At 58.7% G+C, this 14,074-nt stretch carries 20 protein-coding genes; all 20 read right to left on the bottom strand.

The window, feature by feature from the left end; genetic code table 11:
• Positions 1–33: 33 nt before the first annotated feature.
• Positions 34–384, bottom strand: a complete 351-nt coding sequence (locus ACS5Q8_RS06695; protein WP_322247077.1) for a phage tail protein — start codon at positions 382–384, stop codon at positions 34–36.
• Complete coding sequence (locus tag ACS5Q8_RS06690; protein WP_465159982.1) at positions 384–3,827, bottom strand: phage tail tape measure protein; 3,444 nt, start codon at positions 3,825–3,827, stop codon at positions 384–386. Before ACS5Q8_RS06690 ends, ACS5Q8_RS06695 begins: the two co-directional genes overlap by 1 nt.
• A 46-nt stretch (positions 3,828–3,873) precedes the next feature.
• Positions 3,874–4,275, bottom strand: a complete 402-nt coding sequence (locus ACS5Q8_RS06685; protein ID WP_465159981.1) for a hypothetical protein — start codon at positions 4,273–4,275, stop codon at positions 3,874–3,876.
• Between the two features lie 66 nt (positions 4,276–4,341).
• On the bottom strand, positions 4,342–4,557 hold the full coding sequence (locus ACS5Q8_RS06680; protein ID WP_465160356.1) for a hypothetical protein: 216 nt from the start codon (positions 4,555–4,557) through the stop codon (positions 4,342–4,344).
• A gap of 56 nt (positions 4,558–4,613) precedes the next feature.
• Entirely contained in the window at positions 4,614–4,943 is a 330-nt protein-coding gene (locus ACS5Q8_RS06675) for a hypothetical protein (protein WP_126589524.1), read from the bottom strand.
• A 39-nt stretch (positions 4,944–4,982) separates the two neighbouring features.
• Positions 4,983–5,480, bottom strand: coding sequence for a hypothetical protein (locus tag ACS5Q8_RS06670; protein ID WP_126589525.1), 498 nt, complete (start codon positions 5,478–5,480; stop codon positions 4,983–4,985).
• 54 nt (positions 5,481–5,534) lie between these two features.
• Positions 5,535–5,921 carry a DUF3168 domain-containing protein gene (locus ACS5Q8_RS06665; protein WP_177029711.1) on the bottom strand — a complete coding sequence of 129 codons (387 nt, stop codon included), beginning with the start codon at positions 5,919–5,921 and terminating at the stop codon, positions 5,535–5,537.
• Complete coding sequence (locus tag ACS5Q8_RS06660; protein ID WP_322247084.1) at positions 5,914–6,417, bottom strand: HK97 gp10 family phage protein; 504 nt, start codon at positions 6,415–6,417, stop codon at positions 5,914–5,916. The genes ACS5Q8_RS06665 and ACS5Q8_RS06660 overlap by 8 nt, the downstream gene beginning before the upstream one ends.
• A 3-nt stretch (positions 6,418–6,420) precedes the next feature.
• On the bottom strand, positions 6,421–6,591 hold the full coding sequence (locus ACS5Q8_RS06655) for a hypothetical protein (protein ID WP_465159980.1): 171 nt from the start codon (positions 6,589–6,591) through the stop codon (positions 6,421–6,423).
• 9 nt (positions 6,592–6,600) lie between these two features.
• The gene (locus ACS5Q8_RS06650; RefSeq protein WP_465159979.1) at positions 6,601–6,936 is read right to left on the bottom strand and encodes a head-tail adaptor protein; all 336 of its coding nucleotides are present in this window, start codon (positions 6,934–6,936) and stop codon (positions 6,601–6,603) included.
• Positions 6,933–7,250: a head-tail connector protein gene (locus ACS5Q8_RS06645; protein ID WP_465159978.1), complete on the bottom strand. Its 318-nt coding sequence runs from the start codon at positions 7,248–7,250 to the stop codon at positions 6,933–6,935. Before ACS5Q8_RS06645 ends, ACS5Q8_RS06650 begins: the two co-directional genes overlap by 4 nt.
• Complete coding sequence (locus ACS5Q8_RS06640; protein ID WP_465159977.1) at positions 7,243–7,656, bottom strand: HeH/LEM domain-containing protein; 414 nt, start codon at positions 7,654–7,656, stop codon at positions 7,243–7,245. Before ACS5Q8_RS06640 ends, ACS5Q8_RS06645 begins: the two co-directional genes overlap by 8 nt.
• 41 nt (positions 7,657–7,697) lie before the next feature.
• Positions 7,698–8,903, bottom strand: coding sequence for a phage major capsid protein (locus ACS5Q8_RS06635; protein WP_465159976.1), 1,206 nt, complete (start codon positions 8,901–8,903; stop codon positions 7,698–7,700).
• A gap of 10 nt (positions 8,904–8,913) precedes the next feature.
• Positions 8,914–9,573 carry an HK97 family phage prohead protease gene (locus ACS5Q8_RS06630; RefSeq protein ID WP_465159975.1) on the bottom strand — a complete coding sequence of 220 codons (660 nt, stop codon included), beginning with the start codon at positions 9,571–9,573 and terminating at the stop codon, positions 8,914–8,916.
• Positions 9,551–10,762 carry a phage portal protein gene (locus tag ACS5Q8_RS06625; RefSeq protein ID WP_465159974.1) on the bottom strand — a complete coding sequence of 404 codons (1,212 nt, stop codon included), beginning with the start codon at positions 10,760–10,762 and terminating at the stop codon, positions 9,551–9,553. The genes ACS5Q8_RS06630 and ACS5Q8_RS06625 overlap by 23 nt, the downstream gene beginning before the upstream one ends.
• Positions 10,762–10,953, bottom strand: coding sequence for a hypothetical protein (locus tag ACS5Q8_RS06620; RefSeq protein ID WP_465159973.1), 192 nt, complete (start codon positions 10,951–10,953; stop codon positions 10,762–10,764). The genes ACS5Q8_RS06625 and ACS5Q8_RS06620 overlap by 1 nt, the downstream gene beginning before the upstream one ends.
• A complete protein-coding gene (locus tag ACS5Q8_RS06615) occupies positions 10,950–12,677 on the bottom strand; it encodes a terminase large subunit (protein WP_465159972.1) in 1,728 nt (575 codons plus the stop codon). The genes ACS5Q8_RS06620 and ACS5Q8_RS06615 overlap by 4 nt, the downstream gene beginning before the upstream one ends.
• Entirely contained in the window at positions 12,677–13,162 is a 486-nt protein-coding gene (locus ACS5Q8_RS06610; protein WP_465159971.1) for a phage terminase small subunit P27 family, read from the bottom strand. The genes ACS5Q8_RS06615 and ACS5Q8_RS06610 overlap by 1 nt, the downstream gene beginning before the upstream one ends.
• Positions 13,163–13,297: 135 nt before the next feature.
• Entirely contained in the window at positions 13,298–13,693 is a 396-nt protein-coding gene (locus tag ACS5Q8_RS06605; RefSeq protein ID WP_489990329.1) for an HNH endonuclease, read from the bottom strand.
• A 2-nt stretch (positions 13,694–13,695) separates the two neighbouring features.
• The gene (locus tag ACS5Q8_RS06600) at positions 13,696–14,025 is read right to left on the bottom strand and encodes a phage holin, lambda family (protein WP_046485542.1); all 330 of its coding nucleotides are present in this window, start codon (positions 14,023–14,025) and stop codon (positions 13,696–13,698) included.
• Between the last annotated feature and the right edge of the window lie 49 nt (positions 14,026–14,074).

Below are 14,074 nucleotides of genomic sequence, written 5' to 3'. Positions count from 1 at the left end.
AGAAACCCCGCACTTGGCGGGGTCAGGTAAGGGTTATGGTCGGGGTTTGAATACCTGCTTTGCGGTAAAGGTGACCGTATAAATCTCAGCGCCGAGGGTTTTCTTCTTGTATCCATTGACGCTATACCAGCCTTCCGGTTCGCCTGGCGGGGCAAAGCGGAAAGCCTTGTAGCCTTCATGCCGATCCAAGAAGGCGATCAGCTCGGGAAGCTCCTCTCCCGGCAGATCCTCACCGGTATGCACCAAGTTCCAGACTTGGCTTTTGGTATTGATGCCAATTCCCCCAGCCTGGACCAGCCCGTCGCCAAACTCGTTTTCCCAAGTGCGCTGGCTGACATCACCATCGGCGCCGACCTCAACATCAAAAGTAAATGTCTCAGCCATCAACGCCTCCACAGCCGGCCACCCTGGCCCATTTCACGATCAAGAAATTTACCGAACTGCGTCTCCAGCCCGGACGACATCGCCTGACCTTGGCGTGCTGCTTCCTGATCCGTCATACCTGGCTGAGCCTGAACTGTTACCTGGGGGCTATAGACAATTTGGGTTGGTCCACCAGTTGATCCTCCCGCCTCCCTGCCAGAACCAACCATTGCCGCGCGCCCGTCGCCGGCAGACTCCAAGCTGCCCACGCCTATCTGGGCCTGGGGCTGAGAACCGCTCAGGCTATTGTCGATCCTCGACAGCATTGCATCCAGCTTCGCACTGGTTTGAGCCGTGGTAACCCGCTCGCCCTTTTGCAGGAACCAACTGCCGTCTTCGGGAACCGAATCGATACCGTCGTGCGCCATACCCGCCAGCGCGGTCATGCCCACCGCTGATGCCAGGGGACCGGTGACAGCCATTGCAGTTGCCATTGCCGCCGGAGCTGCTGCTGGGCCAATGATCGGGATGCCGGCGGTAGCGGCGTAGGCGTTGAGTCCCGCCGTCAGGGACATGGCTTGCGCATTGGCGCCGAGGGTGCCGGCGGCGCTTGCCTGGGTGGTCTTACCCACCAACAGCTGTACACCCTGGTAGATCAGCCATTGGGCGGCCATATCACTCAGCGCGTTCAGCATCGACTTGGCGAAGTTGCCGACCATATCGCCCAGTGCGTCGTCCGCGTCCTGGGCACCGCTGGCCACGTCAGAGAAGAACGTGCCGAGGCCGCTGGTACCTTCTTGCAACGCTGTATTGGTAAGGTCAGCAGCCTGCGTCGAGTAGTCCCGAGCCGCGTCGGCGTAGTTCGCCCACGCCTCATGGACACCGTTCATCCAGTTAGTTTGCTGCTCATCTGTGGCCGCGTAGAAGTCCTGCTGGTGTTGCAAGCGCTTGTCGTACTCACTTTTGAGTGTTGCCGTCTCGCTCTTGTATAGCTCTGGCGATATCTCACCGCTGTTGTTCTGCTTCACCAACTCTTTAACGTCGGCGGCGTACTTCTGCCGTAGCGCCAGGTCAGCCCGCATGCGGTCCCGGGCTTTATCGCCCATACCGATTCCGGCCAGTTCCTGGTCAAACCCATCCTTGGAAGTTTGGGTAGTCAGCGCCTGAGCATTCTTGAATGCCGTCAGCTTCAGGTCATCTTCGTTGGCCTTCTTCAGCTTGTTCAGCGCATCCAGCTCAGCGGCCATGCCCTGGAGTTTTTTCTTTTGCGCCTCGCTCAGTTTGCCGAGCTTGCCCTCCTGGAGTTCGAAGGACAGCTTCATCACCTCCGTGGCTTCGTTCTGCTTGTTGCCGGTGGTGTTGATCAGATCGATCTGGCGCTTGTAGCCTTCCTCGGCAGTATCGAAGGATTTGAGCTGCTGCTTCGCGGCAGACTCTGACTCGGTCGTATTCTTCCTCAGCGCCTTTGCAGCCGCGTCATCCTTGGCTTTCTGCGCATCCTTTGCGGCGGCCGCTGAGCGGATCGCCACAACCATGTCTTCGGTCAGATCGGTGTTTTCCGCAATAAAGCGGTTGGCGGCTTCAAGACTGGTTTTGTCCTGAGCAGCACCGAGTTGCTTCTGCAACTGCTCCAGATACTTCTGCCCAACCTGTGCAGCAGCAGCCTTTGCCGCGGCATTCTCCAACTCCGATCGAGTGTTGGCATCGGTTGCGCCGGTTAGCTGATTAAGCTTGGCACGCTGGTCGTCGAGAGCCGCACTTAGATCGGTGACAGGGATCTGGCTCTTCTCAATGGCAACAGCCATCGATTCAGTAACGCCAGGTATAGTGCGCAACTGATCAGCAACTAGTTTCCAGTCAACCGTGATACCGGCCGCCTGATCTTTGGATGCTTGGCGAACAAGGTCCAGGGCCTGCTGCGCTTGAGCCGGCAACGGCGTTAAGCCAGCCATGAGGCCATCCGCGCCAGCGGCACCCATCCCTCGGAGATCGCTTTCGAACTTATCAGCGATTGCGCCAGACATTTGCCCGAGCTTGGACTGCATATCCTCTATTTTCGACTCAAGCTCGCGCAAAGTTACGGACTGAGTAGCGCGATTCAATTTCAAAAATCGCTCAGCGATCTTGTCAATTGGGTCTGCGAGATCTCCTAGCTTTTTCTCCAGCGTACTGGTGTTATCGCGAAGCGTCAGGAAAGCAGTAGCAACACCAATGGCCAGAACCGCAATGCCAAGTGGACCACCTAGGACGCCCGCCAGGCTAAACGACGCACGTCCAGCGGCGGCTTGCGCAGTAGCGGCGGCAGCCGTAGCGCGGGACTCAACCATTCTGGCTTCCGCGAGCTGCAACGACATTTGTGTTTGAACTGCTGTGCCTCGGGCGGCGACAGCTTCTTTTTCAGCCAAAAATACTGTCGTTTGGGCTTTTTGCTGCTCCGCCTGGGCGGCAAGTAAAACGGCCGATGCCTGAGCCTTTCTTGCGATTGCTTCGGATATGGCATTCTTGGTCGCCACCAGCGACGCCGCAGCAGAGCCGGCAAGCTGGCGACCGTATCCAGCAAGAGCACCGACAGCAACAATGCCTGCGATATCCGCGAGGGTTTCGAAATTGTCACCAAGTACGCTGATACCCTTCGCCAGCAAACCTGTGCCATCCGTGGTTTCGTTCAGTTTGCCGATGTATACCGTGAATGAGTTTTCCAGATTCTGGAGCGCATCGCGCACCGCAACACCCATGCTATCGGCCAACAGGCCGTTAGCACCGGCAGACTTCTGAAGTCCCTCCGTCAGTATGTCGAGACTCAGTTTTCCCTGAGCGCCAAGGCTGCGGATCTCTTCAGAAGTCTTCCCGGTAGACTTGGCAATGGTGTCCACGACAGTAGGCATGGCCGCAAGAATTGCCTGCCATCCATCGGCCTCTACCTTGCCAGTCTGGAGTGCCTTCGAATAAGCATCGATGGCCGAGCTAGCCTTATCTGCTGATGCCGAGTTGGTCACCAAAAGGAAGCTGAAACTGTCCATAACATCCAGCGCCTGGCTGGTGTTGTAGCCCATCGACTTAAGGCTATCCGATGTGCGGATGTACAGTTCTTGTGCTTCAGCAAGGGGGCGATAGGTGCGCTTCGCCGTATCGAGGAGGCGGTCTTGAACCTGGTTGTACTCGCTGACACTGCTGGTCGCCATTCCAAGGCGATCCGACATTTGCGAGTAGGAGTCGGCGGTTTTTATGATGGTGCCTACCGACACCGCACCGACAGCCAAAGCCATGGCGCTCTTGATGAGCCCGCCAGCCTCCTGAGCACTAGACCCAGCGCGATCAAATGCGGCATCAACGCGACCGAGGCTCTTGTCTATTTTCCCAGACGCTTGCCCGACGGTTGAATCCGCTCGCGCCATTTCCTGACGCAGCTGGGCAGTAGTCGCCTCGATGCGGACGAGCATCCCTTGTACGTCGGTGTCAGCCATTTGTTTTCTCCAGGCGAAAAAAAACCCGCCAAGCGGGTCTCTTTTTTTAGTAACTCGTCGGGGTTAGTTGGAACCCCGAATGGTTTGTGTAGATGCGCCTTTTCGCGACCTGGCCAGCAGCGACAACAACTTCTGACTCCAGCAAGCCTGCTCCACCGCAAGGCACTGCTGCGGCTATACCAAGGACGTGCGATCCAGCCTTAATGCCGAATGTCGCCGTTTCGCCCGAGCCGAACTCCGCAGCAAAAGTGCCATCTATATAAAACTTATAATTACAAGCAGCTCCCAGCACCCCTGTATCCCGAGTGACAACAAGAGTTGACTCTTGCTTGCTGGTAAAAGCGTGCAATCGACTAGAGGGAACCTTCGACGCCTCGCCAGATGAAATGGGAGACGTTGAACAGCCTGCAACCACTAACAAAGCCAACGCCAATGCAATAAATTTCATGTCGGTCCCTCGCAGAGAAATGACAGGACTTTATCATCATCGAGCTCGAAAGCGCATATGCCTAACTCACCCGCCAGACCTTGCTAGCTGCCCAGCCTGCCGCCCAGTCAGCGCCTGCCGCAGCTTATCGGCCACAGTCGACGCGGACGGCTTATCGGCCTTGGCTTTCGCCTTTCCACCACCAAAGGGGTTGGTCATCTGCGCCCATTCGATCTTGGCGTCCATTGCCAGAAACAGTTCGGGCATCGGCGTGGACCAGGCCAGGTCAGGCGGCCAGCCCAGCCAGCCGGTGGCTACCGCGTAGAGCCGGTCGACGTAGCTGCCGTTTTCGACAGCACTTACGCCGCCGCCGGCCTTGCCTTTCCCGCGTCAGGGCCCTTTGGGTTGTACAGCGCCAACAGGTAGGCATTGAGCTGCACGGACACATCGACGATACCAGCCTGCCAAACCTGCTCAGCAACGGCCTCAGCATCCTTGCCGCTCAAACCGGCACCACCGGCGATGATCACAGCGCAACCTTCGACGCTCAAGGCGTTGATCGCCTGGGATGCGCCGCGCAACCCGCCGAAGTGGGCCTCAATGGCCCGCACCGCGCCAAGCGTGGGCTTAAGGGTGTAGGTCTCGTCATCGAGCTTGATGTCGACGGTACCGTGAAGAGTCTTGCTCATGTGTCGAATCCTTGGAGTTTGGGGCCGAAGCCCCTCGGGTTAAGCCGCGGCAGCCGGGAGGATTTCCAGGATGTCAGAGTTGATTCCGATGGTGACGTTGCGGCGAACCACGTTGTCAGCAGCGCCGGCGGCGACGGTGTTGTTCATCACCTTGCCACGCAGGTAGAAGGTGGTCGGAAGAATCGCCGGGGTGGCATCAGGGTCGCCATCGTTCAGCGTGATCTTGATGTTGTAGTCGCCCTTGCTGCGATCCTTGTGAGCGATCTTCAGCTTGGCCTGGCCCAGGTCGCCGTTGTCCAGGCCGACGGCCAGGGTCAGGTCGCCGGCATCAGCAGTGCCCTTGTACTTGCGCACGCGGCCATCGCGCAGCGAGGTGAAGGTCACCGAACTGAAGGTGTCGCCGAACTCGCCCAGGTCTTCCACTTCGCCGATCTCGACGTAGGTGTCTGCCTTGTAGAGCGCTTCGGTATCCGCGCCGTTCTTGCTACCGATACTGATCCGGCAGCCGGCGGCTGTATTGAGGTTGTCGTCGGCCATGGGGGTTCCTCCAAAGGCACATTGGATAAAGCCGCGGGGCGGCCGGTGTTGGGTTTAGTGGGTGGTGATAATGCGGACCGTGATCGATCCCTGATACGTGACGCCGTCAGCATCGCGCTGGGCGTCGGCTTGCTCAACACGGACAGATACAGCGCGCCCGACGGTCAACGGCAGGCGGCGCTCATCCAGGGCGGCCACAACTTCACCGGTTATCCGTTTCACCTCGGCCTGGCCGTGGGCATCCGACCATACCGACAGGTAAATCAGGCGCTGCTCGCGCTTCCGGCCGGCGATGGGCGAGATGTTCGTGGACAGTTCTCGGTCAATGGACACGTATGGCATCGCCGTGTCCAGCGGCGCACCATCGTAGATGGGGCACGAGACCTCGGCCTCCAGCCTGGCGAATAGCGCCTCCTGCAACGCAACAGACGGATCAGCCATTGGATAGCCCCTTACTCGCCTTGCTCAGCGTTCGACCGATCGCGGCCCGAATGTTGGCCACGACATACTCCCGGTTCACGTCCTTCGAAGGACGAAGCCAGGGGTGCGCCGGGCGGGCCGGAATGTCTGGATACTTGCCGAAGAAGTTGGTGCCGTCAGCCTTGTTCGTGGGGCGGCGCGTGCGGCCCCCGGCGCGCTTGTTTCCGGTGTAGCCCTTGGTGCCGTATTCGATGAAGCGCAGGTAGAAGAACCGTTGCTTGTTCTTCTTCCCGCGGATACCGATCTGTGCGTCGAGGCCGCTTTGCGAAACGAAAATCGTAAGCGCAGCTGCGGCGGCACCAGTGTCTTTCGGGATCAAATCCTTCATCGTCGAAAGAATCCGCTCAGCGCTGTCGCGCATTACCGGGGCCAGTTCGTTATCCATGGATTGGTGGATGGTGCGAAGCGTCCGGCGCAGCTTGAAGTCTCCGGACATGCGCGAGCGGCGGGCGGCCATGGCCTACTCCTTGGCCTTGGCTGCCTTTTCAGACGCAGGCGCTGTATCGGGCACTGGCCGTACCAGTTCACGCAACACAAGGTCGGCGCCGAGCTTGGCATCCACCGTAAACTCTTCACCCTTCTCCCGGTCGCCGGTAGCGCCGGACAGGGTGCCCAGGGCAATAACTTTCATGATTCACCTCTATGGATTGGGTACGTTCGAACACAGAAGCCGAAGCATGTCGCGCTCGTTGTTCGGCAGTGGAGCCTCGATCAGGTAGGTTGTGATGGCGCGACCCCCAACCATTTCAACGAGTCGATTTCCCGCGACAACATCCTTGCGCGGACGGACTCGGATTTCGGCGGTTACCACGGCCTTCAATTGCTCAGCCACTGGCGAAACCCGCCCAGTTGGCAGAACGATCTCAGCCCAAAGCTTGCCGATATCGAGCCAGGTTGTATCGAAGCCACCTGATTTGTTCTTGGTCAGAACCGGCTTGTACATCGTGCAGCGGTGACGCATTCGGCCGGCTCTCATACATTCGCCCAGCGGTGAGGCATCCAAAGTGCGTTGGTTGCCATCGGCAGTTCCGCAGTGATCGTCCCGATCACTACAGTCTCGCGGCTGCTGTACCAGTGACCGATCAGTAGCAGCGCACCCTGCTCGATCGCCTTGGTCATCAACAGCGCATTGCCGACTGGATCTGGCAAAGCCGCCTCCGGATCGACAAGCGTCCGATTGGTCCAGGTCTCAAACGCACTGAAGGCTGCATCCGTGTAGCCCTGAATCAGCGCGTCCTCATCGTCATGGTCGACCCGTAAGTGAGCCTTGACGATGGTGAGATCAATCACCCTTTGGCACCAGCGCCTGAAGGGCTTCCTTGTTGGCGGACGGATCGAACTCGATCCCTTTGCCAGTGAGCCAGGCCTTCAGATCGGGAACCTTCATCTTGAGCGGATCGGTTTCCTTCTGCGCATCGATCGCCGCGTCGATTTCTTCCTGCGAGCTGCGCGATGCGTAACCCTCGGGCGGGTAATTCGCCGCCGGGTAGCCGGCTGCTAAAAACTCAGCAATGGTCGGCCCATCCAGCTTCAGACCATTGGAGTCCAGTTGATTGGGATAGGACGCCACGCCCAGGTGCTCGACCGCCACCAGCGCGCAACGCTCCGAGACATCCTGCTCGCCGGCAGGAACCTCAACTACATGGTTGCCATCCGCAGAGAATGGGAACGGTTTTTTCACAATAATGATCGGCATAAATCCTCCGGCAGTCTGGGCGCCCGTAGGCGCCCGCCCATTCAGGCAGCGGCGCTCAGGGTGAGAATCTTCACGGCCTGAGAGTCGACCAGCATGCCGCCGACGCGCTTGGTGGTGTAGAAGCCAACAAAAGGCTTGTTGGTGTAGGGGTCGCGCAGCACGCGGGTGCCGATACGGTCGACAACGGTGTAGGCGCGCTTGAAGTCACCGAATGCAATTGCATTGGCATCGGCGGCAACGTCGGGCATATCTTCGTTTTCGGTGATCCCGTAGCCCAGAAGGACCGACGGCGCACCAGCTTCCAGGCCCGGGCGCCACAGGTAGTTGCCCTCGCTGTCCTTCAGCTTGCGGACATAGGCAACAGTCAGGTTGCCCATCATCCAGGTGCCGTTTGCACGGTAGCCCGCCTTGAGGGCGTGAATGAGGTTGATCAAGCTATCGCCAGTGATCGCACCGGCGGCGCCAGAGACGAGCTTTTGCAGAACACCGAAAGCACGATCGTCGTCGCCCTTCACATCCAGGCCGTAAGCCAGCAGCCCTTTTGGCTTGTTGACGCCGTCACCCTTCAGGAAAGCATTGCCTTCCTTCTCAGAGAAGTCGCGGGCAACCTCGCCGTTCAACCAGCCCTCGGCATCGAAGAAGATGTCGTCAAGGCTGGTCTGAGTGGCCTGCGGGTTGGCGTACAGCTCGCCCATAAAGGCAGAGATGTTACCCAGCTTCGGGGTGTTGGTTGCCGGGCGAGGATCGGTTTCGCCAACCCAGCCAGCGCCGTTACCACCAAGGTTCACCAAACGCTTGTAGTCCGGGCTGCCAACCGTGATTTGGTTGCACACCTGGCGCATCGGCGAGGTATCGCGCAACAGTTCGATAATGCTGCGGTCCAGTTCTTCAGGAACCGCAAACCCGCCGTCGGCTTCAACGCCTACCTGCAATGCCTTGGCCTGCAGTTCGCCCAGACCGGTCTCGATACCCTTGCGCACGAATTGCATGAACGCGGTTTTGTGTTCGCTGGCAGCCTTGGTGCCAGTGCCGTCTGGGCGCTTGAGGGCCAATAGTTCTTTTTCCAGATTGCTTTTCAGCTCATCCAGCTCACTCAACTTCTCGTTGAGAGTGTCAACCTGGCCGGACAACTTGCCCTTTTCGGCTTCCAGGCCGTCGATGCGCTTGTCGTTCTTTTCCTTGAACTCGTCGAACTTCTTGCCCAGGGCTTCAGCGACTTGTTCCACGTCTTTCAATTCAACAGCCATGAGAGGCTCCTTACATTCGGTCAATAAGTTTTTTAAATGGTTGCAGCGTTTCGCCGGCATCCGCCTCTCGCGGTGAAACTGCGCCGTAGCCCTTGGCCATAAAGGCCTTGGCCTGGGAGCCAGAAAACCCAACCTCTCGAAGGGCTCGCTCCACTTTGCTGGGCGGCGGTGATTCGCCGCGGGCCAGCAGAGATTTCACATCAGTGATCCGGGCCTCGTCGTTGGCCGGGAAGGTGACCGGGGAGACCTCCCAGAGGTCGATAGCCTTCAGCAGCCAGATGCCCTTTTCCTTGTCGTATTCGTAACCGCCGTCTTCGAGCATGTAGCCGATGGATAGCCCGGTAAGGCTTCCCGCCTTCATATGCCCGTGCGCGCGCTTGGCCAGCGGATCAGCTTCAATCAGAAGCCGGCCTTTGACGTAGAGGCCCACGTCGTCCTCGCGCATCTCGGTGTAGATACCGATCGGCTCGCTCATTTGGTGCTGCCAGAGCATCGCCGGCAGGCGGCCTTTCTCTTTCCATCTGGCCAGGCTTGAGGTGAATGCGCCGCGCACAACAACATCGCTGTAACTGTCCACGACGCCGAACACGGACCCGTAGCCTTCGAACTCGCCGTTGTCACTGACCTGCTTAATGGTCAGCGGCACGTCAAGACGCTGTTTTGTCTGCATCGTCGGCAGCCTCTGGGTTGGTGGTCATATTCATTGGGGTGAGGTAGATATCACCGCCATCGCGCGGGTTCTCGTCTTCCAGTTCGCGGCAGTCATTGGGGCTCAAAATCCCCCACTGGATGCCCTTTCCGTAGGACTCGTAACGCCCTTTCAGGTCGCCCCGCATGAGGGCACCGGCGTTGAATTTGGCGTAATGGGTCAGGCGGTCTTTCTCGTTGAGCAGGCCTACCTGGATACGGTGTTCAATGCGGGTCATGATCGGAACCAGTGAGTAGTTCACGAAGCTCATGCCCATGTGCTCGATGTTGTTGAGTGTCATCTTTTCCATGCTGGCCACCAGATGTGGAGGCACTCGGAACAAACCGCAGATCTGGGACTCGGTCAGTTTTTTGGATTCGATGAACTGGGTGTCTTGGGCGTTGAGGCTGATTGGTTTCCAGTCCAGCCCCATTTCCAAAATCATGGGCTTATAGGCGTTGGCCACCCCCATATGCTCGCCCTGGAACTCAGTCTTGAGCCGACCGAATGCCTCGTCGGTAAGCTTCTGTTCAGTCCGCAGAACACCACTGGTTACGGCGCCATTGGTGAACAGTTTTGCGGCGTGAGCATCCATCGCCTGGCCCAGGCCCAGCGCCTGACGGGCGTAGGCAATGGGGTTTAGCCCGTTGAGCCCATCCAGCGTGAACAACCGCACATGCCATATCTCATCTTGGGTCAGCGTTCGCGTGCCCGATTTGAAATTGACGGTGTACTCAACCGTCCAATCGTCCTTTAGCTTGGGGGTGACGATGTCCGGGCTGAGCGGTAGGAGCTCAACCACATTTCCCAGGGCCTTCACCTTGTAGGCGTAGAAGTTTCCACGAAGACACAGGCACGCGACCAACATCTCCCAGAACTCCTGGGCGGTCATGTAGCTGTTTGGCGCCATCGTGATCAGCGGGTAAAGCCGATGCGCCGTGGCGGGCAATCGGACCCTGCCAGCCTGTTTCAGAAGCCGGCAAGGAAGCATCCCCATCGACTCGGCCAGCACCCGCACGCAGTTGAATACAACCAGTTGCTGCATTGCGCTGGCGGTCGTTACGCGCTGACCGGCATTACTTTCATAGCCTGCGCCCAATGCCTGGGCCAGTTTCTCTGGCGTATCAATGACCGGGCTTCCGCCCTTCCTTCCAAGCATTGCGCGAAGCATCAGCGGCCACCTCGCACAACCGAGACCACGGACAAGGTGATCAACAGCGCTCCGCAGACGGTTAACGCGAGCGGCTCACCCATCCACGCCCAAAGACCGCGCGTCAGCAAAGCCAAACCAAGGATGCCGACGAGATCGGGGGCAGCCTCTTTCAGAGCCTCCAGCTTTGGCGGCTTGATTTCGTCGGTCATAGGGTTCGAATTCCGTGCTTGGAGATATGGTCAGAAAGGGTGTCGTCTGGGTGCAGGTTCGCGAGAACGCGACCGATCGCCATGATCAACGCCACAGCCCCGTCAATTTTGTTGTCGTCGCCCTGCTTAATCGGGCGCACCACGTCATCGTTACCTGGAAGGTTTTTCCCAATGACGTTACCGATGCACCAGGTCATGATCGGGTTGCCGTCGTGATGGAACCGACCAGACTCAATAGCGGCTTCCAGCTCTTTCATTGGGTCCGACATGTTGGTGTAGTTCTGGGTGGTGGTAATTGGGTTGAAACCCTCATCATCCAGATCGTGACTCAACCCAGTGGCACCAAATGGGTCGATTGGCGACTCCCGCAAAGGAGCCTGATGATTTGCCTCTTTCGTATCCTCAAGGATCTCTCGGTAATCGACCTCTGCCCCATCAGTTACATCCAAGTGCCCGGAGTGAATCCAGGCCTGGAACCGCTCGGACATCCGCTTGTTGTCGGAATTGAATACCGTGTCGTAAGGAACCCAGAACTTCGGTACAACGCTGTAGTAGTGGATCTTTCCGTCGATCATTCGCCAGAACAGTCGAGCCCTAGAGTTCATGTCGAGCTTGCGAGCGAGGTCGAAGCCCGCGTTCCACTCTTGGCCCTCGAACTGCTCCAAGGTCAGCGTGGTGTCCTCGCACGCTTTCCAGCTTTCCATGTTGTAGAAGCCGGACTTGGCGCTCACCCAAAGGTTTAGGTGCTTCGTTTTGAAGGTGTTGGCGAAGCGCGCCGAGCGGATAGCCCTAGCCTGCTGGCTTTCCAGATATTCCTGGAATACGGAGACGCCATGGTTCGGGTTGGCCTTGGCTAGCATCTTCGGATCGGTCCAGTCATCGCCCTCGTCCAGCGTCCAGATCCAGCCGAACAACTCTTCGTCTGGGACGGTGCCGGCCAGCATCTCGATGACCTGGCGGCGCTTGTCGTAACACGGCCCCTCGATGTCTGAACCTGCGGTCGTGATGATGAACATCAGCGGCTGCCGCCGGGCGCCCATCCCTGTGAGCATGGTGTCGTACTGCGCCGACGTTGGGTGTTCGTGGTATTCGTCGACGATGGCGCAGCTTGGTGAAGCGCCGTCGCCGGGGTTGCCGATCAATGGTTCGAACCGGCTGAAGTCGGACGGGATGTTCATGTTCGAGGCGTTCACCTCGATGCCGGCGGCCTGCACCAGCATTGGCGATTTGGTGACCATCAGCTTCGCCGGGCGGAATACTTCCCAGGCTTGCTTCTCGGTGGTCGCGCCCGAGTACACCTCGGCGCCGAACTCACCATCAGCCACAAACATGCTGATGCCTACGCCGCCAGCGACAACGGACTTGCCGTTCTTGCGCGGCACTTCCCAGTAGCTTTCGCGGAACCGGCGGTGTCCACCCTTCTTCTTGACCCAGCCGAACGTGACTGCCAGGCCGAACAACTGCCAACCCTCAAGGGTAATGAGCTGTCGCTTGAATGCCCACTCGCCCTTTGTATGGGGCAGCAGTTGGATTAGTTTCAGCTTCTTCTCGGCCTTGGCCGGGTCAAACTTGAAGCGAAACCCACGCTTGCGACTGGCCGCCACATCGTCGAAGTGGCGCTGCACGGCCTGGTGAATGTAACGGCAGGCCGGCACCTTCCCACGAAGAACGGAGCGCCCCCAAGCCATTGCCTTGTCGACATTGGCGTGCAGGGCTTTGGTCATTAGGAACTCAGTAGTTGAGCGAACTCATTGGTTGAGGTTTGCTTGTTGCCGCCGATGATCCGCGTCCGGCTCGCCGGATCGAGGCCGAGCAGTGAGCCGAAGGTGACCAATTGGCGCATCGATTCGTTCGCCGCAGTAAGTGCGGGATTCTTCATGGGGCTGCCCTGGGCAGACGCCACGACGATCCCGAATTTCTGGACAGCCTCTTCGGACATGCGCCACTTGTCATAGGCGGAACAGAACGCCTCAACGTTGTGCAAATCGGTAAGCGCGACAACTTTTTCCCGGAGTAATTCAGGAATAAGCATCTTCCACATGGTGGCCGCGCGCTCGCTCAACCAGTCCGGCGGGTCGATGTTTGTGACGGCGGTGAACTGGGGCTCATCATTATTGAGTGCCCGCTTTCCGGGGTTCCCAGCAAGTTTTTTCTGGGCCGTCGGCTTGGGTTTGCGACCACGGCCGGCGACCGTGGCGGTGCCTCCCATCGCGCAACTCCTGAATTTTTAATTTCGCGGGTGTAAGAGAAAGGCCAAGGGGACGGTCTAGCTCACGAAAAGCCCGAACTTTTCACCCTCCCCCTCCCGTATTGAGATTCAACCTCATTACGGCACTCGAATCGGTCAATTCGCACGATTTATCGATGGATTGCCCCAACCGCCGTCCTCGGACGCCGTCTTCCTGCTGTGGCAGGGATGGCACAGGGCTTGCCAGTTCGAACTGTCCCAGAACACGGCCTTGTCACCCTTGTGAGGAACGACGTGGTCAAGGTCAGTGGCCGCGACCACCAAGCCCTGACGCTCGCACTCAGCACAGAGAGGATGCTTGGTCAGGTACGCCTTGCGAGCCTGCTGCCACTTGTAGCTGTACCCACGCTGAGCGCTGGTCTCACGCTGTTGCTCACGGCGCTTGGCCTCGGCGCTCTTTCCGATGTCCTTGTGGGCATCGCAGTAGCGCGGGTTTCGGGTAAGCACGTTGCAGCCCTGAGCGTTACAAGGTTTCTTTGGCCTGAGTGGCATGATCAAGGCGTCCTGTTTGGCAGCTTGAAGTCAGTCACCCGGTCAGCTATCGACCGGATCTTCTCAACACCGAGGAAGCCGACCCAGCCACCGACGAAGGTAGCCATGCTCTGGGGCAGCCCGAAGAACTCCAGGCCGCTGATGATGGTCAGGGTCAGCCCACCACACAGCACGCCCTCGACCAGCATCTGGCGGCGCGAGCCACCACCATAGGTGATGCGCAACACGGCCATGGCGAAGGACAGGCCGGCCGGGTACAGGATCGGCGCATGCTGGCTCAACCACGCAAGCACAATCGCCCAGGTGTCTGGCTTGTCTGGCATGTTCGGCATCTCAGGTTCCTCCCTTTCGGGGAGCGAATAGATCCGGCTCCAGCAGCAC

The organism is Pseudomonas sp. PAMC25584 (genome assembly GCF_058135675.1).
The sequence above is the reverse complement of the archived record's forward strand: the minus strand, read 5'-3'. Positions and strand labels throughout refer to the sequence as shown.

Bases quoted from the DNA above. Each gene is read 5' to 3' on its own strand.
- ACS5Q8_RS06665 (WP_177029711.1), bottom strand. From the start codon at position 5,921: ATGGCTGATCCGTCTGTTGCGTTGCAGGAGGCGCTATTCGCCAGGCTG.
- ACS5Q8_RS06600 (WP_046485542.1), bottom strand. From the start codon at position 14,025: ATGCCGAACATGCCAGACAAGCCAGACACCTGGGCGATTGTGCTTGCG.
- ACS5Q8_RS06615 (WP_465159972.1), bottom strand. From the start codon at position 12,677: ATGACCAAAGCCCTGCACGCCAATGTCGACAAGGCAATGGCTTGGGGG.
- ACS5Q8_RS06630 (WP_465159975.1), bottom strand. From the start codon at position 9,573: ATGCAGACAAAACAGCGTCTTGACGTGCCGCTGACCATTAAGCAGGTC.
- ACS5Q8_RS06695 (WP_322247077.1), bottom strand. From the start codon at position 384: ATGGCTGAGACATTTACTTTTGATGTTGAGGTCGGCGCCGATGGTGAT.
- ACS5Q8_RS06620 (WP_465159973.1), bottom strand. From the start codon at position 10,953: ATGACCGACGAAATCAAGCCGCCAAAGCTGGAGGCTCTGAAAGAGGCT.
- ACS5Q8_RS06605 (WP_489990329.1), bottom strand. From the start codon at position 13,693: ATGCCACTCAGGCCAAAGAAACCTTGTAACGCTCAGGGCTGCAACGTG.
- ACS5Q8_RS06650 (WP_465159979.1), bottom strand. From the start codon at position 6,936: ATGAGAGCCGGCCGAATGCGTCACCGCTGCACGATGTACAAGCCGGTT.
- ACS5Q8_RS06675 (WP_126589524.1), bottom strand. From the start codon at position 4,943: ATGAGCAAGACTCTTCACGGTACCGTCGACATCAAGCTCGATGACGAG.
- ACS5Q8_RS06685 (WP_465159981.1), bottom strand. From the start codon at position 4,275: ATGAAATTTATTGCATTGGCGTTGGCTTTGTTAGTGGTTGCAGGCTGT.
- ACS5Q8_RS06660 (WP_322247084.1), bottom strand. From the start codon at position 6,417: ATGGCCGCCCGCCGCTCGCGCATGTCCGGAGACTTCAAGCTGCGCCGG.
- ACS5Q8_RS06640 (WP_465159977.1), bottom strand. From the start codon at position 7,656: ATGCCGATCATTATTGTGAAAAAACCGTTCCCATTCTCTGCGGATGGC.
- ACS5Q8_RS06670 (WP_126589525.1), bottom strand. From the start codon at position 5,480: ATGGCCGACGACAACCTCAATACAGCCGCCGGCTGCCGGATCAGTATC.
- ACS5Q8_RS06690 (WP_465159982.1), bottom strand. From the start codon at position 3,827: ATGGCTGACACCGACGTACAAGGGATGCTCGTCCGCATCGAGGCGACT.
- ACS5Q8_RS06655 (WP_465159980.1), bottom strand. From the start codon at position 6,591: ATGAAAGTTATTGCCCTGGGCACCCTGTCCGGCGCTACCGGCGACCGG.
- ACS5Q8_RS06635 (WP_465159976.1), bottom strand. From the start codon at position 8,903: ATGGCTGTTGAATTGAAAGACGTGGAACAAGTCGCTGAAGCCCTGGGC.
- ACS5Q8_RS06610 (WP_465159971.1), bottom strand. From the start codon at position 13,162: ATGGGAGGCACCGCCACGGTCGCCGGCCGTGGTCGCAAACCCAAGCCG.
- ACS5Q8_RS06625 (WP_465159974.1), bottom strand. From the start codon at position 10,762: ATGCTTCGCGCAATGCTTGGAAGGAAGGGCGGAAGCCCGGTCATTGAT.